This window comes from Arminella tubonensis (genome assembly GCF_003240585.1).
GTDB classification, from domain to species: Bacteria; Pseudomonadota; Alphaproteobacteria; order Rhizobiales; family Rhizobiaceae; genus Rhizobium; species Rhizobium tubonense.
The window spans coordinates 79,267-97,313 of the sequence record NZ_PCDP01000038.1; the positions used below are offsets into that span (position 1 = coordinate 79,267).

Below are 18,047 nucleotides of genomic sequence, written 5' to 3' on the forward strand. Positions count from 1 at the left end.
TAAGGTTGTTTTTAAACAACTAACAGCGAAGCTGTCGGGCAGGTGAAAAGGACGCGGGCGCTGTAGCACTCCTGCAAAACGTCCTTCACCGCATAGCAGGCAGCAGACTAAATCTGCTGCCAAGAACATTCCGGCAATCTACCAAGTCCGATTAGACGAGGCGAGACGCGATCAAACAAAGCAAAGCCGCCGTGGCACCAGTCGCCACCATTACCAGCCGGATCGTCAGCAGCCTGGTGGACTGGGTTTCAGCAATTGCAATGGCACGAGCGCGACGCGTATTCCTGTTCATGAGCATTTATCCCATTTTCGCACTGACACGATAACCGAAAGCGGCGTGTCGGCAACCCTTAATATAGGAAGCCATTCGGCTGACGACATCGGGACAGAATGGCGCAGCTCTCTTAAGAAGTATTGAATGCCCCGCAACCGGGCAAATGCCCGGGCCAAAACATCACGCGGCCTCGCCGGCGACATATCCTGAGGCCCAGGCCCACTGGAAATTATAACCACCGAGCCAGCCGGTAACGTCGACACATTCGCCGATGAAGAAGAGGCCGGCAACGGCCTTTGTCTCCATGGTCCGCGAATCAAGGCTGGCCGTATCGATGCCGCCCAAGGTGACTTCGGCGGTCCGATAGCCCTCGGAGCCGGATGGCTTGATCTTCCAGTCCTGCACGGCGGCTGCGAGCTGCGCCAGGCGCGCGCCGGATTGATCGGCCATGTTGCCGGTCATTTTCTCGGCCTCGGCGATGTGCTGAGCCAGACGCTTCGGCAGGATTTCAGCAAGCGCCGTCTGTGCCGACTGCCGACCGTTCGCCTGGCGCGCAGCTTTCAGATGGGCGAGCACATCGATGTCGGGCTCGATCCCAACGGTGATCTCGTCTCCCTCGCGCCAATAGGATGAGATCTGCAGGATCGCAGGGCCGCTGAGCCCGCGATGGGTGAAGAGAAGCGCCTCGCGAAAGGCGGTCTTGCCATGGCGGATTTCGGCTGGAGCGGCAATGCCCGACAGCGGCGCCAGCAATTCGAGGAGTGCGGGGTCGAGCGTCAGCGGTACGAGAGCCGGCCGCGTCTCTATCAGTGGCAATCCGAACTGCTCGGCGATCTTGTAGGCGAAACCGGTGGCGCCCATCTTCGGGATAGACTTTCCGCCGGTTGCGATGACCAGCGACGAGCTCTCGAGCGCCCCTTCCGACGTTGCGACGCGAAATCCTCCGTCGATCTGCTCGATGCTTGCCACCTCGATCTTCAGCCGCAGCTCGGCGCCGGCTGCCCGCATCTCGTCGGCCAGCATGCGGATGATGTCCTTGGCGCTATTGTCGCAGAAGAGCTGGCCGAGCGTCTTCTCGTGCCAGGCAATGCCGTGCTGTTCGACCAGGGCAATGAAATCCCGTGGCGTGTAGCGCGCCAAGGCGGACTTGGCGAAATGCGGATTGGCGGACAGGAAGTTCTTCGGGCCGGCATGGATATTGGTGAAGTTGCAGCGGCCGCCGCCAGAAATGCGGATCTTTTCGCCGGGCGCCGCGGCATGGTCGATCACCAGCACCGAGCGACCGCGCTTTCCGGCTTGTATCGCGCACATCATGCCCGCAGCGCCGGCGCCGATGACGATCACGTCGTATTTGCGGGCCAAATCCTGTTCCCTCTGTCGTTCACCGCTCTCATTTTTCCATCAGACGGCGAAAGTCAACGCCTTCTCCCCCTCGCCAATTGGCAAACTGCCGTTATGATGCGGCCACGATCAACGCGATACGGTGTTTTATGCCCTCGAAGAAGACCCCGCTGAAGGCCTCCAAGCCGGTCTCCAAAGTTGCAGCCCTTCCCCCAAGCCTAAGGTCGGCGCGCGGAGTGAACGACTGGAAGGAAGCGGTTCAATGGCTGCGGGCCCGAGGGATCGAGGACATCGAATGCATCACGCCCGACCTTGCCGGCGTTCCGCGCGGGAAAATGATGCCGACGTCGAAATTCACGTCGAACACCTCGTTGGCGCTTCCTTCGGCAATCTATCGGCATACGATCTCGGGCGAATATCCCGACGAGACCGAAAGCTTTCGCTATGAGCCGCGCGACAGCGACCTGAAGCTTGTTCCCGATCTGTCGACGCTCTCGATTGTCCCTTGGGAAACCGATCCGACGGCGCAGGTGATCTGCGACATCGTCAACTCCGAGGGCGGCGAAGTCTCCTACACGCCGCGCAACGTGCTGAAGCGCATCCTGGCGCTCTATGCGGAGCGCGGCTGGAAGCCGGTCGTGGCGCCGGAGATCGAGTTCTACCTGGTCGCCACCAACGACGACCCGGATTATCCGCTGCATCCGCCGAAGGGCCGGTCCGGCCGTTCGATCCTTGGCGGCCAGGGCTATTCCATCGCCGGCATCAACGAGTTCGACGAGCTGATCGACGACATCTACCATTTCTCCGAGAAGCAGGGGCTGGAGATCGACACGCTGATCCATGAGGAAGGTCCGGCCCAGCTCGAAATCAACCTGCGCCACGGCGACCCGATCGAGCTTGCCGACCAGGTATTCATGTTCAAGCGGACCATTCGTGAAGCAGCCCTGAAGCACAACATCTACGCGACGTTCATGGCCAAGCCGATGCAGGGCCAGCCAGGCTCGGCCATGCACATCCATCAATCGGTGGTGAACATCAAGACAGGCAAGAACGTCTTTACCGACCTCGATGGCAGCCCATCGCCCGAGTTCTTCCACTTCATCGGCGGCATGCAAAAATATGTGCCGAGCGCAATGGCGATGCTGGCGCCCTACGTGAATTCATACCGCCGGCTGGCGCCGAACATGTCCTGCCCGGTCAACAATGCCTGGGGATACGACAACCGTACGACCGCGTTTCGGGTACCGGTCTCCGACCCGCAGGCGCGCCGCGTCGAAAACCGGCTGCCGAGCTCGGACGCCAACCCCTATCTGGCGCTGGCCGCATCGCTTGCCTCAGGCCTTCTCGGGATCATGAGGCAGATCGAACCGACCGCACCGACTGATGATGCCGCCAACGAAGGCTCTATCGACCTGCCGCGCGGCCTGCTTGAAGCCGTGTCGCTGATGGAAGACGAGCCAGCCTTCGAGGAAGTGTTCGGCAAGGAATTCATCGGCATCTATGCCGGCGTCAAGCGAGGCGAATTCGAGACCTTCATGCAGGTGATCAGTCCCTGGGAGCGGGAATTCCTTCTGCTCAACGTGTGAGGGGATCAACCGATGACGTTGTCCGAGAATTGGCAGAGCCCGATTGCGCCTGGACTTTCCTGGTATCAGGCGACGTCGGGAGACCGCCCGACCTATCCGGCCCTCGACGGCTCGCGAAGCGCTGACGTCGCCATCATCGGCGGCGGCTATACCGGGCTGCAAGCGGCATACAATCTCGCCAGGGCGGGCACCAATGTCGTGCTGATCGAGGGGGCGAGGATCGGCGACGGCGCGTCCGGCCGAAATGGCGGCCAACTCGGCACCGGACAGCGCTGGTGGCCGGAGGAGATGGAGGAGACGCTCGGCTACGAGCGCTCGAAGGCACTGTTCGATCTCGCAGAACGCGCCAAGCACCATCTGCTTGCATTCGCGGCCGAGCATGGGATCGATATCGAATACATGCCCGGGCAGATGAATGTCGCGCACAAGCCGGGCTACATCAGGGCCTATGTCGAGAACGCTGAAATCGCGGCAATGCGCTACGATTATCCGCACATGCGCTTCATGGACGAGGCGGAGACGCGCGAGCGGCTCGGCTCCAAGCGCTATTTCTGCGGGGTGCGGGACACGGGGACCGGCCATATCCATCCTTTGAAGCTGCTGATCGGCCTGGCGCGGGTAACGCAGGAAGCTGGCGCCTCGCTGTTCGAAATGACCCGGGCGACCGCGATCCAGCAACGCGGCGGACGGACGGAGATCGAGACTGCGAGCGGGACGATCACCGCGGAACGGGTGCTGATCGCCTGCAACGGCTATATCGGCAATCTCGAGCCGGTGACGGCAAGGCATGTCATGCCGATCCGCTCCTTCATCGGTGCCACTGTGCCGCTCGACCAATTTCGCAGCGTGTTGCCGGGCGGAGAGGCCGTCGCAGATTCGCGGTTCGTGGTGCGCTATTTCCGCAAATCCCGGGATGGACGCCTGCTGTTCGGCGGGCGCGAGGCCTATACTTCCGACAATCCTCGCGACATCAAGAGCCATATTTCGCGGCAGATCGCGGAGCTTTACCCTGAACTCCGGAACATCGAGATCACCCATGCATGGGGCGGAACTGTGGGCATCACCCTGCCCCGCCAACCGTTCGCGCGCGAGGTCGTGCCCGGCGTCACCTCGATCGGCGGTTATTCCGGCCATGGAGTAATGCTGTCAAATTACTGCGGTAAGCTTTATGCTGACGCGGTGCTCGGGCGCTCTGACGACCTCGATCTTTTCAAGGCGCTGGACATCCCGTCGTTTCCCGGTGGAGCGCGGATGCGGGCTCCACTTCTGTTCCTGGCGCTGACCTGGTTTGCGCTGCGCGACAGGTTTTGAACAACAGCGGATTTCCTCTCCGGACAATTCGTTTTACAAGCAGATTTGAGATTCATCGCAACGCACACTGGCCTTTTTAAATCGATTAGATTAAAAGGGGCTACAACCCAGCCTGATTGAGAGATACCTCATGAGCAGCCAAATTATTCCCGTTGAACCCTTTGACTATGTCGTTTTCGGTGGCAGCGGCGACCTTGCAGAGCGCAAGCTCCTCCCCGCGCTTTATCACCGCCAGATCGAAGGCCAGTTCACCGAGCCGACCCGCATCATCGGCGCTTCCCGCAGTGCACTGTCGCACGAGGAGTATCGCAAGTTTGCCCGGGATGCCCTGAAAGAACATCTCAAGAAGGGCGAATACGACGAAAAGGAAGTCGCTAAATTCTGCGAGCGCCTGTTCTACGTTCCCGTCGATGCCAAGACGGACAACGGCTGGGACGTGCTGAAGAAACTGCTCGAAGAGGGCAAGGAGCGCGTTCGGGCCTTCTACCTCGCCGTTGCTCCCGGCATTTTCGGCGACATTTCGGAAAAGATCCGCGACCACAAGCTCATCACCAAGTCGACACGCATCGTCGTCGAAAAGCCGATCGGCCGCGACCTCGCCTCGGCGCTCGAACTCAACGACACGATCGGCAAGGTCTTCAAGGAAGAACAGATCTTCCGCATCGACCATTATCTCGGCAAGGAAACCGTTCAGAACCTTATGGCGCTGCGTTTCGCCAATGCGCTTTACGAGCCGCTGTGGAACGCCAACCATATCGACCACGTGCAGATCACGGTTGCCGAATCCGTCGGGCTTGAGGGCCGCGCGGGCTACTATGACACCGCCGGCGCGTTGCGCGACATGGTGCAGAACCACATCATGCAGCTCGTCTGCCTTGTGGCGATGGAAATTCCGTCCTCGATGGACCAGGAAGCCGTGCGCGACGAGAAGCTGAAGGTGCTGCGCGCGCTCAAGCCGATCGATGCGTCCAATGTCGAGCATGCGACGGTTCGCGGCCAATACCGTGCCGGCGCTTCGGCAGGCGGCCCGGTCAAGGGCTATCTCGACGAGCTCGAAGGCGGCGTTTCCAACACCGAGACCTTCGTTGCCATCAAGGCCGAAATCGGCAATTGGCGCTGGGCCGGCGTTCCCTTCTACATCCGCACCGGCAAGCGTCTCGCCGGCCGTATGTCGGAAATCATCATCACCTTCAAGTCGATCCCGCATGTGGTCTTCGACCAGGCGGCCGGACGCATCCAGCAAAACCAGCTGATTATCCGCCTGCAGCCTGATGAAGGCGTTAAGCAGTCGCTGATGATCAAGGACCCGGGTCCGGGCGGCATGCGCCTGCGCAACGTTTCGCTCGACATGAGCTTTGCCGACGCCTTCCACGTTCGCAGCGCTGATGCCTATGAACGATTGCTGATGGACGTCATCCGCTCGAACCAGACCCTGTTCATGCGCCGCGACGAAGTCGAGGCGGCATGGCACTGGGTCGACCCGATCCTCAAGGGCTGGGAAACAACCGGGCAGCAGGTCCAGGGCTACACCTCCGGCACCTGGGGTCCGAGCCAATCCATCGCGTTGATCGAGCGCGACGGACGTACCTGGCACGACGAGATCTAGGAGGATAGCGATGGCAGCGACAATGCATGCTTTTGCCAGCGGCGCAGAACTCGCCGCCGGTCTTGCGGACAGGGTGGCCGAAGCTCTTTCGGCTGCCATCACCGCGCGCGGTTCCGCAAGCATAGCGGTCTCCGGCGGCTCCACGCCGAAGGCCTTCTTTCAGGCGCTGTCATCGCGTTCGCTCGCGTGGGACAAGGTGACGATCACGCTGGTGGACGAGCGTTTTGTCCCACCGGACAATCCGCGCTCGAACCATTTGCTGGTCAAGGCCAACCTTCTGAAGGACAAGGCAGCGGCGGCGCGTTTCGTGCCGCTCTACCAGCCTGCGGAGGACGCCGCGAAATCGGCAGTCATCGTGACGCAGCAGACCCGTGGCATCGATGATCCGTTCGATGTCGCGATTGTCGGCATGGGCGGCGATGGCCATACGGCATCGTTTTTTCCCGGCGGTAACAATCTGAAGCTTGCCCTCGACCCGGCGACGCCCCGGGGCGTCATCACGATGGAAGCAGAGGGCGCCGGCGAGCCGAGATTGACCTTCACCTTCTCCAGCCTTCAGGACGCCAGATTGCTGGTGCTCCATATCGAGGGCGAGGGGAAGAAAGAGGTTCTCGCCAAGGCCGAACAGGCCGGTGACGAATTGGAAATGCCGATCCGCGCCATTTTACGCAGGGCCGCTTCTCCGGTTCAGATTTACTGGGCTCCCTGAGTTCGCCGGTCAAGGCGACGACGAGCCGACACGATACATAACACAAGCTAAACAGGCAGGGATGAACCATGTCCGCTGACGCACGCATTTCTGCGATCACCACACGTATTATCGAACGCTCCAAGCCAACGCGGGAGCGCTATCTCGGCCGGCTGCGGGATGCGGCGACGAAGGGTGCGCAGCGCAGCGTGCTCGGCTGCGCCAACCTCGCCCACGGCTTCGCAGTCTGTTCCCCCTCCGAGAAGGATGCCCTGGCGGGGGACCAGGTCGCCAATCTCGGGATCATAACCTCCTACAACGACATGCTTTCCGCCCACCAGCCTTTCGAAGGCTATCCGGCGATCATCCGCGAGGCGGCAGCGCAAGCGGGCGGTATTGCGCAGGTCGCGGGCGGCGTTCCCGCCATGTGCGACGGCGTCACGCAGGGCCAGCCCGGCATGGAGCTGTCGCTGTTCTCCCGCGATTTGATTGCCATGTCGGCTGCTGTCGGCCTATCGCACAATATGTTCGATGCGGCACTGTTCCTCGGCGTCTGCGACAAGATCGTTCCGGGGCTGGTGATTGCCGCCCTCTCCTTCGGGCATTTGCCGGCCATCTTCATCCCGGCGGGACCGATGACCACCGGCCTGCCGAACGACGAGAAATCCCGCGTGCGCCAGCTCTATGCAGAGGGCAAGGTCGGTCGTCCGGAACTGCTCGAAGCGGAATCGAAGTCCTATCATGGCCCGGGAACCTGTACGTTCTACGGGACCGCCAACTCCAACCAGATGCTGATGGAGATCATGGGCTTCCACATGCCCGGCGCATCCTTCGTCAACCCGGGTACGCCGCTGCGCGAAGCACTGACCCGCGAGGCGACGAAGCGGGCGCTGGCAATCACCGCCATGGGTAACGAATTCACGCCGGCCGGCGAGATGATCGACGAACGCTCGATCGTCAACGGCGTCGTTGGGCTGCATGCCACGGGTGGTTCGACCAACCACACGCTTCACCTCGTTGCGATGGCGCGCGCGGCCGGGATCATTCTTACATGGCAGGACATTTCCGAGCTCTCGGATGTCATCCCGTTGCTTGCCCGCGTCTACCCGAACGGCCTTGCCGACGTGAACCATTTCCACGCTGCCGGCGGAATGGGCTTCCTCATCAAGCAGCTTCTGAAGAAGGGCTTGCTGCACAACGACGTGCGGACCGTGTTCGGCCACGGGCTCGATGGCTACGCCGTGGACGTCAAGCTTGGCGAGAACGGTACTGTGCTGCGCGAACCGGCGCCTGAAAAGAGTGCCGATCCCAAGGTGCTGGCCGCAATCGAAACGCCCTTCCAGGGCAATGGCGGCTTGAAGATGCTCAGGGGCAATCTCGGCAAGGCTGTCATCAAGATCTCCGCCGTCAAGCCGGAGCGGCATATCATCGAGGCGCCGGCGATGATCTTCCACGACCAGAAGGAAATGCAGGACGCCTTCAAGGACGGCAAACTTAACCGGGACTTCGTCGCCGTCGTCCGTTTCCAGGGACCGAAGGCCAACGGGATGCCGGAACTGCACAAGCTGACGCCGGCACTCGGCGTGCTGCAGGACCGCGGCTTCCGGGTGGCGCTTTTGACGGACGGCCGCATGTCCGGTGCATCCGGCAAGATCCCGGCCGCTATCCATGTGACGCCGGAAGCGGTCGAAGGGGGCCCTATCGCGCGCATCCAGGAAGGCGATATCATTCGTCTGGACGCGATCGCGGGCACACTCGAGGTGCTCGTCGACGCCGCTGACATGGCCGAGCGCATTCCGGTCAAGATCGATCTGTCGGAGAATGAATTCGGTATGGGGCGCGAACTGTTCGCGCCGTTCCGCCGCGCCGCGGGACCTGCCGACCAGGGTGCCGGCGTCTTCCTGTAAGGCTTGCATGCATGAAAACGAAAGCCCCGAGGACCAGTGTCCTGCGGGGCTTTTTCAGCTTCAACGCAATGTCACGAGCGGATGTCGAGAACGCGGTCGCGGTGGGCCGGATGGGTGCTGTAGACGAAAATCTTGTTCAGCTCCTTCTCCGTCATCAGCCTCAAGAAGCGGACCTCGACCGTGTTGTTGGCAAAGACCTTCATCAGCATGCAACCGACCTTGGTGATGCGGGCATCCGGAATGTCCAGATAGAACTGCTTCGGAAGATTGTACTGGGTGAGGATCGCCAGGATCGCGCCACTCTTTGAAATACGCATGATGTCGCAGCGGCGGGATGCCAGATGCATGACACCCTTCTCCGTATATTCGATACGCGCTGCGTTCATGGTATCCTCCATGCGATACCGCGCCTCGCGGTCGTACATGAAAGACTCTTCCTTGTTTAGAAAATGATTTGGCGACCCCGAAGCTGCCATCAGATGCGTCCTGAATTGCGTAAGGAGCCCCAGTTCTAGCAGTCGAAATTTAACAGAAGGTTCGAATAAAAGCCGCAGCTAAAATCTTCTCGACGCAGCTGCGGACCATTTTTGGAACTATCGCCGATAGGTGTGACCTTCCGCATCGAAGAGATGAAGTTTCGCGCGATCTGCGGCAAAACGCATCTTCTGTCCCCTCTTGATGTCGACAATGCCGGAAAGCTTGGCAACGATCGGCTCGCCGTCCACAAGGCCCTCGATGTAAAGCAGCGTGACTTCGCCAAGAGCCTCGACTATGGCCACGTCGCCCTCGAACAGATAGTCCTCGCCGGTCGCGATGCGGAGATCTTCCGGCCGCACGCCGAAGCTGGCGGTCTTGCCCTTTTCCGATGCGGCGGACGGAATATCGAGCGTCACTGATTTGCCGCCGGTAAGGGTAATCGTGGTCGTATCGCCAGTTTGCGCAATGCTTGACGGGATGATGTTCATCGCCGGCGAGCCGATGAATTTTGCAACAAAGAGATTGTGCGGGCGCTCGTAGAGATCGAGCGGAGCGCCGACCTGCTCGATGCGACCGGCGGAAAGGACCACGATGCGGTCGGCAAGCGTCATCGCTTCGACCTGGTCGTGAGTGACGTAGATCATCGTCGTGTCCGGCATGGAGTCGCTCAGCCGGGCGATCTCGATGCGGGTGGCGACGCGCAAGGCTGCATCGAGGTTCGATAGCGGCTCGTCGAAGAGAAAGACCTTCGGGTCGCGGCAAATGGCGCGGCCGATCGCCACGCGCTGGCGCTGGCCGCCGGATAGCGCCTTTGGCAGGCGGTCCAGATACTGGGTCAGCTGCAGACTGGAGGCGGCGGCGCGGACGCGCCGGTCGATCTCCTGCTTGCTCTCGTGGGCGATCCGCATGCCGAAGGCCATGTTGTCGTAGACCGTCATATGCGGATAGAGCGCGTAGGACTGGAACACCATGGCGATGCCGCGCCGCGATGGCGGGACTTCGTTGACGACGCGTCCGCCAATGACCATCTCGCCACCGGTGATGCTCTCGAGCCCGGCGATCATCCGCAGCAGTGTCGACTTGCCGCAACCGGACGGGCCGACGAAGACGATGAATTCGCCCTCGGCGATTTCAAGATCGATGCCGTGCAGCACGTTCACCGAGCCGTAGGATTTGCGGATATCTTTTAAAACAACTCCAGTCATGCGATGCCCCCTCCCGAGCTTTCAGGCAAGACGCGCGAAATAAGCGCCCCAGGCCGGAATATCGATCTTGTTGCCGTAATTATTGCTCGTAAACCCATGGCCCGGCAAAGCCTGCCAATTGCCCTCCGGCAGGTCTGCCGTCCCCTCCGACGCGCTCATGTTGAACACGCAGAGCACAGTCTCGTCTTCGAATTTTCTGGTGTAGACCAGCACCTCTTCCTGCGGCTCCGCAAAGACGATCTCGCCCTTGGCGAAGGCGAGATGCTGCTTGCGAAAGGCGAGGAAGCGGCGGTAGTGCTCCAGCACGGAATTCTCATCGCCGCTCTGGACACTGACAGCCCGCAGGATGTGTTCAACCGGCACCGGCAGCCACGGCTTTACGGTCGAGAAACCCCCTTGCGCGACCTGGCTGTCCCAGACCATCGGCGTGCGGCAGCCGTCGCGACCCTTGAATTCCGGCCAGAACTGGATGCCGTAGGGATCCTGCAGATCCTGATAGGCAAGCTCTGCTTCCGTCAGCCCCAGTTCCTCGCCCTGGTAAAGACAGACCGAGCCGCGCAACGTCATGAGGATTGCCGAATACTGCTTGGCGAAGGCTTCGCGATCCGCCACCAGGCTGCCCCAGCGGCTGACATGGCGCATGACGTCGTGATTGGAGAACGCCCAGCAGGCCCAACCATCCGGAGCGGCAGCGCCGAAGTCGCTCATGACCTCTTCGACCCGTGATGGTGTCAGCGCATCCGGCGACAGGAACTCGAAGGCGTAGCACATGTGCATCTTGTCATCGCCGGACGTATATTCGCCGACGATCTCCAGCCCGCGCTGGCTGTCGCCAACCTCGCCGACGGCAGCAATCGCCGGATATTCCTCCAGCACCGAGCGGAAGCGCTTGAGGAAGGCGATGTTTTCGGGGCGGTTCTTGTCGTAGATGTGCTCCTGGAAATTATAGGGATTCACGGCCGGAGCCGTTGACGCATTGCGCCTTGCCGGCTCAAGCGCCGGGTTGTCGCGCAGTTCGCGGTCGTGGAAATAGAAGTTGATGGTATCCAGCCGGAAACCGTCGACGCCGCGGTCGAGCCAGAAGCGTACGACATCGAGCAGCCGATCCTGGACCTCGGGATTGTGTAGGTTGAGGTCGGGCTGCGAGGTCAGGAAGTTGTGCATGTAGTACTGCATGCGGGTCGGATCCCACGCCCAGGCAGAACCGCCGAAGATCGACAGCCAGTTGTTTGGCGGCGTTCCATCCGGCTTCGAATCCGACCAGACGTACCAATCCGCCTTCGGGTTATTCTGGCTGGAGCGGCTTTCGACGAACCAGGGATGACGGTCGGAGCTGTGAGAGATCACAAGGTCGATCATCACCTTGATGCCGAGGCGGTGGGCTTCGGCAATCAGCGAATCGAAGTCGGTCAGCGTTCCGAAGATCGGGTCGACGTCTTCGTAGTCGGAGACGTCATAGCCGAAATCGCGCATCGGCGACATGAAGAAGGGCGAAACCCAGATCGCGTCCGCGCCGAGGTTCGCCACGTGCGGCAGGCGAGCGGCGATGCCCTTGAGATCGCCGATGCCGTCGCCGTTGGAATCCTGAAAGGAGCGCGGATAGATCTGGTAGATCACGGCACCGCGCCACCAATTCTTGTCGGGCGCCGTGATCGATGCGGAAGCGATAGTCATTCGAGAGGTCCTGTATGCATGCGGAGTATCAGCCGCCCTTGACCGACCCGGCAAGCAGACCGCGCACGAGATAGCGCTGCAAACCGAAGAAGACCATAAGCGGAACGAGGATGGTGACGAAGGCAGAAGCCGTGAGGATTTCCCAATTGCCGCCGCGCGAGCCGAGCAGCGCGTTGAGGCTGCCGGTCAACACGAGTTGATCCTTGTTGGTGCCGAGGAACACCATCGCGATCAAGAGGTCGTTCCAGACCCAGAGGAACTGGAAGATCGCAAAGGAAGCCAGCGCCGGAAAGGACAAAGGCAGGATAATCTTCACGAAGATATCGAAATCGCTGGCGCCGTCGACGCGGGCGGATTCGATAATCTCCCTCGGCAGGCCGGCGATGTAGTTGCGGAGCAGATAGATGGCAAGCGGCATACCGAAGGCTGTGTGTGCCAGCCAGATTCCCGGATAGGTCTTCGACGGGACGCCGAAGAAGGTGCCGATTTCGTTATAAAGTCGCAACAGCGGAATGAGCGACATCTGTAGCGGGACGACGATCAGCCCGACGACGAGTGCGATCATCAGCGCCCTGCCGGGAAATTCCATCCAGGCAAGCGCATAGGCGGCAAAGGCGGCGATCAGGATCGGGATGATCGTCGCGGGAATGGTCACCGTCAGCGAATTGATGAAGGACTGGCCAATGCCTTCGCCGGTGACCACAGTCTTGAAATTCTGCAGCGTGAATTGCGGCGGCGACGCCACCGAGACGTAGATACGCCTTGGGCGAGCATCGGCGAAGGATGCATTCTTCGAATATTTGTAACTGCCGTCGTCGTTGATGAGGAGCGTCTCGCCATCGCCGAGGTCTGCCGGCGCACCTGCCTTGAATGCGGCAGGGTCCTGGATCTTGACGCCGAAGGCCTGGACTTTGCCGAGCGACCCGCCATCTCCGAAGACGGAGCCAGCGATGACGTAGCCGGCGCCATCCTGCTGCTGCTTATCGGCGCCGGCAAGTCTTACCGCCGTGGTCTGCGAGGAGCCGACGAAGGCGGTCCACCAGCCGGAAACGGTGATCTGGTCCTTGTCGCGCAGCGCCGTGACGAAGATGCCGAGGGTCGGCACCAGCCAGATGATGACGATCAGAAGGACTGCGAAATGAACGAACAGGCGGGCGGGGCCAATCCGGGAGAGACTTTGTGCTATCGACATCTCAGTGCCCCTTCATTTGCGCGTTGGCCCGACGAACGTTCCAGACCATGATCGGCATGACGGCGACCATGATGATCAGCGCGATGACCGCGCTTCGGCCGCTGTCGCCACCACCGCGGAACATCCAGTTGAACATCAGGTTGGCGAGCACCATTGAGTCCCATTGGCCGTTGGTCATGGTGAGCACGATGTCGAAGACCTTCAGAACGAGGATGGTGATCGTCGTCCAGACCACGGCGATCGTGCCCCAGATCTGCGGCACCATGATCTTCCAGAAGATCTGCCAGCCGTTTGCACCGTCGATGACGGCAGCCTCGATGGTCTCCTCAGGGATGCCGCGCAGGGCGGCAGACAGGATGACCATGGCAAAGCCGGTCTGGATCCAGATGAGGATGATCATCAGGAAGAAATTGTTCCAGAAGGGCACCGATATCCACACCTCGGGCGTTCCACCGAACATCTGGACGATGGCGTTCAGCAGGCCGATCTGCGTGTCGTTGCCGCCGCGATATTCGTAGATGAATTTCCAGATGACCGAAGCGCCGACAAAGGAGATCGCCATCGGCATGAAGACGATGCTCTTTGCGATATTGCCCCACCAGATGCGGTCGGTCATCACCGCGATCACCAACCCGAAGAAGGTGCAGGCGGCGGGTACGACGGCAAGCCACAGGATATTGTTGAAAATCGACTGGCGGAATTCGCGGTCGTAGAATGCCCATTGATAATTCGCGCCGCCGACAAACTGCTCGCCACTTCGATCGTAGAAGGACAGGATCAACGTGGCGACGACGGGATAGACAAGATAGACAAGCAGCAGGAAGAGTGCCGGCCCGATGAAAAGCCAGGGCCGGATGATCGAACGTCGACGCAGATTACGCGAGGCGACGAAGACGTCGTCACCCTCCCGTGCCGGCAAGACGATGTCCAAGAGCTTGTTGGAAAAATAGAAATAGGCGGCGCAGGCGCCAACGCCCAGAACCACGGCGCCCAACGCCGATAAAATCTGCCAAACCATGCGACCCTCCCCTGATGTTCTCTTGCGCAACCGCTTTCGAGCATCGCAGCGCCGTCCCCACGGCACCATGCCTGCCTTTGCGGCTTGAACTGTCGCCGGTTTTGACCGGCGACAGGGATCGATGGAGGGTTTACTTGATTCCGTCCCAAGCCTTCTGGATGTCATCGGCAGAAGCCTGGGCAGACTTGCCGCCGACGAAATCGACCATGCCGGTCCAGAACGCGCCAGCGCCTATCTTACCGGGCATCAGGTCTGAGCCGTCGAAGCGGAACGTGGTGGCGGTGGTCAGGATCTCGCCTTCCTTGCGCAACTGGTCGTTGGCGTAGGTCGCGGTATTGACACCCTTGTATGGGGTCAGGAAGCCGGACTGTGCCATCCAGATTTCCTGGGCGATCGGTGTCTGCAGGAAGGCGATGAAGGCGCGAGCCGACTTCGAGTCCTTGGTGATCGCTGCCAGCGTACCGGCGCCCAGAACCGGCTTGCCGAGTTCAGGATGCGAGGCGTAAGGCGGGAAGTAGAAGAAGTCGGCGTCCTGACCAAGCTTCGTGCCCTGCGGGAAGAAGCTCGGGATGAAGGATGCCTGCTTGTGCAGGTAGCACTTCGGCGGAACCGCGAAGAGGCCCTTCGGGCTGTCGCGGAAATCGGTCGAGGCAACCGCGGCCACACCGCCGTCGACATATTTGGGGTTCTTGGCAAACTTGCCGAATTCCTCGATCGCGTTGACGACCTTGGGATCATTGAACTTCAGCTCGTTGGTGGTCCAGTCGTCGTAGTCCTTCGGCGATACCGTGCGGAGCATCAGGTCTTCGACCCAGTCCGTTGCCGGCCAGCCCGTCGCGCCGCCCGAACCGAGACCGATGCACCACGGCACGCCGCCGTCCTTGACGATCTGGTCGGTCAGCTTCATCAGGTCTTCCATGGTTGCCGGCACTTTATAGCCGGCTTCCTCGAAATTCTCCGGCGAGTACCAGACGAGCGACTTCAGGTCGGCCTTGTACGGAAAGGCGTAGAAACCGTCCTTGCCGTCCTTGCCCTTGTAGGTGCCGTAGCTGACCCAGCTGTCGCCGGCGCCGTAGTTGTCCTTGACCCACTTGCCCAGGTCGTCGCCGAGGGATGTCAGATAGCCCTTGCTGGCGAGGTTGGCGAGCAGGCCCGGCTGCGGCAGGATCGCGATGTTGGGCGGCGATCCCGCCTGGGTGTCTATGACGATCTGCTGTTCGTAATTTTCGGACGAGGAATATTTGGCGGTGACGCCGGTCGCCTCGGTGAAATAGTTGAGCACGCTGGTAAACAGCGCCTCGTCCTCGCCGCGCCATGGACCGAAGATGGTGATGGTTTCGCCCTTCAGGTCCGCATGCGCGGCCTTGAACTCATCGTAGCTCTTCCAATCGAACTTTGTATCCGCGCCGGGCGGAAACTTCAGGTCCGCTGCCGAGACGGCACCAGCCATCAGCGCAGCCATTGCAACGCCCATCAAAAATGACTTCTTCATGCGGTCAACCCTCCCATAATTCCCAAAGGCAGAACGTGCCTCCAACTGCACAACCATGCCGCTTTTCAAAGCGCTTTGGCTAGTTTCGATTCAATCCACCGCACCGCCTGGAGTCAAGCGGATTTGTGTAACTTGTGGCCGCGATAGGGAAAACTCGCAACGCAGCATAGTTTTAGTCGGAGATATAAAGCGATTTTCCTTGAGTAAGGCCGAACCGCTGCTACATAATTGAAGGCGCTTTGGATCGTGAGGAGGCATTATGCTCCAAAGTAGCGCATTGATGCGAGAGGACAGACCAGGTGAATCTGAAGCAGCTATCGCAAATGTTAGGCCTGTCGCAGACCACTGTCAGCCGCGCATTGAACGGCTATCCCGAGGTCAATCACGAAACGCGGGAGCGGGTGCTAAGAGCGGTTCGGGAGACCGGCTACCGGCCAAACAAGGCCGCCCAGAGGCTCGCGACCGGCAAGGCCGGTTCGATCGGCCTCGTCATGCCGACGGCGCCGGGTCATTCCTTCGACGTGCATTTCGGCGAATTTCTCGCCGGCCTTGGCGAAGAGGCGCTGCGGCATGATTTCCATTTTGTTCTCATGCCGGCGGAGCCGGACGACGAGGTCGCCGCCCTTCGGCGGCTCGCCATCAGCGGCAATGTCGACGCGCTGTTCATAGCCTATTTGCGTGGCAACGATCCACGGCTGGAAATGTTGAGGTCCCTATCGATCCCTTTCGTCGTGCACGGGCGCTCTCTTGGTGCCGAAACCGACTACCCCTATCTCGACATTGACAACGAAGGCGCCTTCTACAACGCGACAAAGCTTCTGCTACTGCTCGGCCACAAGCGGTTCGCGCTGATGAATGGTCCTGCTCAATATGATTTCGCCATTCGTCGCAAGAACGGGGTTATTGCGGCGCTGTCCGAGCACGGGCTTACGCTGGAGGAGAGTTGCATCAGCCATACTCTCATGACTGACGAAGAAGGGACGCTGGCGATGGAGCGTTTCCTGCAGCTTGCCGACCGACCGACGGCGATCCTCTGCTCGAGCACGGTGCTGTCGCTAGGCGCAATCCGCGCCGTCAACCAGGCAGGACTGAAACTCGGCGAGGACATTTCGCTCATCGCGCACGACGACGTGCTGCCGTTGTTGAAGCCGGAGAATTTCTCCGTGCCGCTGACGACGACGCGGTCGTCGCTGCGCTTGGCCGGGGCTCGCATCGCCGAGAGGCTGATCGGCAGCCTGAATAATCTCGGGCCCTATCCGGAACAGGAACTTTGGAAGACGGAGTTGATCGTCAGGGCATCGACCGGCGTAGCGCCGGCCGATTAGAGCGCCGCCTGTCAGAAAGTCGGCGCGGTCTTGCCCGCAGCGCGATAGGCGGCGATCACGGTATTCGCCATCAGCATGGCGATGGTCATCGGGCCGACGCCACCTGGAACCGGCGTGATGACCGAAGCGACCTCAGCGCATTCCGCGAAGGCGACATCGCCGACGAGGCGGCTCTTGCCCTCGCCCCGCTCAGGTGCCGCGATGCGGTTGATGCCGACGTCGATCAACGTCGCGCCGGGCTTGACCCAATCCGCCTTGACCATTTCCGGACGACCGACAGCCGCCACCAGTATGTCGGCCCGGGCGCAGACCGCAGGCAGATTCTTGGTGCGGGAGTGGGCGATCGTGACTGTCGCGTTGGCATTCAGGAGCAGTTGCGCCATCGGCTTGCCGAAAAGATTGGAGCGGCCGATGACAACGGCGTTGAGGCCTGAAAGATCTTCCCCGTGGGTGCGGCGCACGAAGAGCATGGCGCCGGCGGGGGTGCAGGAAATCAGGCCCGTCGCAAGGTCGCCGGTCGCGAGCTTGCCGGCATTGACCACATGCAATCCGTCAACGTCCTTTTCCGGCAGGATGGACTGAATGATGGCATCGGAATTCAGGTGCTTGGGCAGCGGCAACTGCACGAGGATGCCGTTGACGGCGGGATCTGCATTGAGCGAACCGACGAGCCCGGCCAGTTCTTCCTGCGTCGTTTCGACCGGCAACGTATGCTGGATCGAGTTAAAGCCGCACTCCTTGGCCATCCGGCTCTTGGCGGCAACATAGGTATGGCTTGCAGGATCGTCGCCGACGATGACCACGGCAAGGCCGGTTTTCCTGGCCGTTTCCTTCTCCAGCGCCGAAGCTGCCGATTTTACCGCATCAACTACCGAAGCAGCCACCTGCTTGCCGTCAATCACTGTCGTCACGCATCTCTCCCAGGCTTCGAACTTGACGGCAAATTAGCGC

At 60.7% G+C, this 18,047-nt stretch carries 15 protein-coding genes; 6 read left to right on the plus strand and 9 right to left on the minus strand.

Going from position 1 to position 18,047, the window contains the following annotated elements:
• Positions 1–151: 151 nt before the first annotated feature.
• Positions 152–292, minus strand: coding sequence for a hypothetical protein (locus tag CPY51_RS32855; RefSeq protein ID WP_195909565.1), 141 nt, complete (start codon positions 290–292; stop codon positions 152–154).
• A gap of 162 nt (positions 293–454) precedes the next feature.
• A complete protein-coding gene (locus tag CPY51_RS17830) occupies positions 455–1,636 on the minus strand; it encodes a BaiN/RdsA family NAD(P)/FAD-dependent oxidoreductase (protein WP_111161578.1) in 1,182 nt (393 codons plus the stop codon).
• Positions 1,637–1,764: 128 nt separating this feature from the next.
• Between CPY51_RS17830 and CPY51_RS17835 the strand changes: the two genes are divergently transcribed.
• The 5 genes from CPY51_RS17835 to edd all read left to right on the plus strand — a co-directional run bounded on the left by CPY51_RS17835 (position 1,765) and on the right by edd (position 8,713).
• On the plus strand, positions 1,765–3,201 hold the full coding sequence (locus CPY51_RS17835) for a glutamine synthetase family protein (RefSeq protein WP_111161579.1): 1,437 nt from the start codon (positions 1,765–1,767) through the stop codon (positions 3,199–3,201).
• Positions 3,202–3,213: 12 nt separating this feature from the next.
• Positions 3,214–4,512 (plus strand): NAD(P)/FAD-dependent oxidoreductase, encoded by a 1,299-nt coding sequence (locus tag CPY51_RS17840; protein WP_111161580.1) that lies wholly within the window; start codon positions 3,214–3,216, stop codon positions 4,510–4,512.
• Positions 4,513–4,642: 130 nt separating this feature from the next.
• Complete coding sequence (gene zwf, locus CPY51_RS17845) at positions 4,643–6,118, plus strand: glucose-6-phosphate dehydrogenase (protein ID WP_111161581.1); 1,476 nt, start codon at positions 4,643–4,645, stop codon at positions 6,116–6,118.
• Positions 6,119–6,128: 10 nt separating this feature from the next.
• Entirely contained in the window at positions 6,129–6,827 is a 699-nt protein-coding gene (gene pgl, locus CPY51_RS17850; protein ID WP_111161582.1) for a 6-phosphogluconolactonase, read from the plus strand.
• Positions 6,828–6,895: 68 nt separating this feature from the next.
• A complete protein-coding gene (gene edd / locus CPY51_RS17855; protein ID WP_111161583.1) occupies positions 6,896–8,713 on the plus strand; it encodes a phosphogluconate dehydratase in 1,818 nt (605 codons plus the stop codon).
• A 71-nt stretch (positions 8,714–8,784) separates the two neighbouring features.
• Here edd and CPY51_RS17860 read toward each other — a convergent pair whose 3' ends face one another.
• The 6 genes from CPY51_RS17860 to CPY51_RS17885 all read right to left on the minus strand — a co-directional run bounded on the left by CPY51_RS17860 (position 8,785) and on the right by CPY51_RS17885 (position 15,771).
• Positions 8,785–9,189, minus strand: coding sequence for a hypothetical protein (locus CPY51_RS17860; RefSeq protein WP_420820715.1), 405 nt, complete (start codon positions 9,187–9,189; stop codon positions 8,785–8,787).
• A 117-nt stretch (positions 9,190–9,306) separates the two neighbouring features.
• A complete protein-coding gene (locus CPY51_RS17865) occupies positions 9,307–10,395 on the minus strand; it encodes an ABC transporter ATP-binding protein (RefSeq protein ID WP_111161585.1) in 1,089 nt (362 codons plus the stop codon).
• A 21-nt stretch (positions 10,396–10,416) separates the two neighbouring features.
• The gene (gene bglA, locus CPY51_RS17870) at positions 10,417–12,069 is read right to left on the minus strand and encodes a beta-galactosidase BglA (protein ID WP_111161586.1); all 1,653 of its coding nucleotides are present in this window, start codon (positions 12,067–12,069) and stop codon (positions 10,417–10,419) included.
• A gap of 28 nt (positions 12,070–12,097) precedes the next feature.
• Entirely contained in the window at positions 12,098–13,261 is a 1,164-nt protein-coding gene (locus CPY51_RS17875; protein WP_111161587.1) for a carbohydrate ABC transporter permease, read from the minus strand.
• Between the two features lies 1 nt (position 13,262).
• Positions 13,263–14,279, minus strand: a complete 1,017-nt coding sequence (locus CPY51_RS17880; protein WP_111161588.1) for a carbohydrate ABC transporter permease — start codon at positions 14,277–14,279, stop codon at positions 13,263–13,265.
• A 130-nt stretch (positions 14,280–14,409) separates the two neighbouring features.
• Entirely contained in the window at positions 14,410–15,771 is a 1,362-nt protein-coding gene (locus CPY51_RS17885; RefSeq protein ID WP_111161589.1) for an ABC transporter substrate-binding protein, read from the minus strand.
• 299 nt (positions 15,772–16,070) lie between these two features.
• Between CPY51_RS17885 and CPY51_RS17890 the strand changes: the two genes are divergently transcribed.
• Complete coding sequence (locus CPY51_RS17890; protein WP_111161590.1) at positions 16,071–17,096, plus strand: LacI family DNA-binding transcriptional regulator; 1,026 nt, start codon at positions 16,071–16,073, stop codon at positions 17,094–17,096.
• An 11-nt stretch (positions 17,097–17,107) separates the two neighbouring features.
• Here CPY51_RS17890 and folD read toward each other — a convergent pair whose 3' ends face one another.
• On the minus strand, positions 17,108–18,007 hold the full coding sequence (gene folD / locus CPY51_RS17895) for a bifunctional methylenetetrahydrofolate dehydrogenase/methenyltetrahydrofolate cyclohydrolase FolD (protein ID WP_111161591.1): 900 nt from the start codon (positions 18,005–18,007) through the stop codon (positions 17,108–17,110).
• Positions 18,008–18,047 lie beyond the last annotated feature (40 nt).

Coding starts and splice junctions, on each gene's coding strand:
- CPY51_RS17860 (WP_420820715.1), bottom strand. CDS start 9,189: ATGGCAGCTTCGGGGTCGCCAAATCATTTTCTAAACAAGGAAGAGTCT.
- CPY51_RS17885 (WP_111161589.1), bottom strand. CDS start 15,771: ATGAAGAAGTCATTTTTGATGGGCGTTGCAATGGCTGCGCTGATGGCT.
- CPY51_RS17840 (WP_111161580.1), top strand. CDS start 3,214: ATGACGTTGTCCGAGAATTGGCAGAGCCCGATTGCGCCTGGACTTTCC.
- CPY51_RS17875 (WP_111161587.1), bottom strand. CDS start 13,261: ATGTCGATAGCACAAAGTCTCTCCCGGATTGGCCCCGCCCGCCTGTTC.
- CPY51_RS17865 (WP_111161585.1), bottom strand. CDS start 10,395: ATGACTGGAGTTGTTTTAAAAGATATCCGCAAATCCTACGGCTCGGTG.
- bglA (WP_111161586.1), bottom strand. CDS start 12,069: ATGACTATCGCTTCCGCATCGATCACGGCGCCCGACAAGAATTGGTGG.
- edd (WP_111161583.1), top strand. CDS start 6,896: ATGTCCGCTGACGCACGCATTTCTGCGATCACCACACGTATTATCGAA.
- CPY51_RS17835 (WP_111161579.1), top strand. CDS start 1,765: ATGCCCTCGAAGAAGACCCCGCTGAAGGCCTCCAAGCCGGTCTCCAAA.
- pgl (WP_111161582.1), top strand. CDS start 6,129: ATGGCAGCGACAATGCATGCTTTTGCCAGCGGCGCAGAACTCGCCGCC.
- zwf (WP_111161581.1), top strand. CDS start 4,643: ATGAGCAGCCAAATTATTCCCGTTGAACCCTTTGACTATGTCGTTTTC.
- CPY51_RS17880 (WP_111161588.1), bottom strand. CDS start 14,279: ATGGTTTGGCAGATTTTATCGGCGTTGGGCGCCGTGGTTCTGGGCGTT.
- CPY51_RS32855 (WP_195909565.1), bottom strand. CDS start 292: ATGAACAGGAATACGCGTCGCGCTCGTGCCATTGCAATTGCTGAAACC.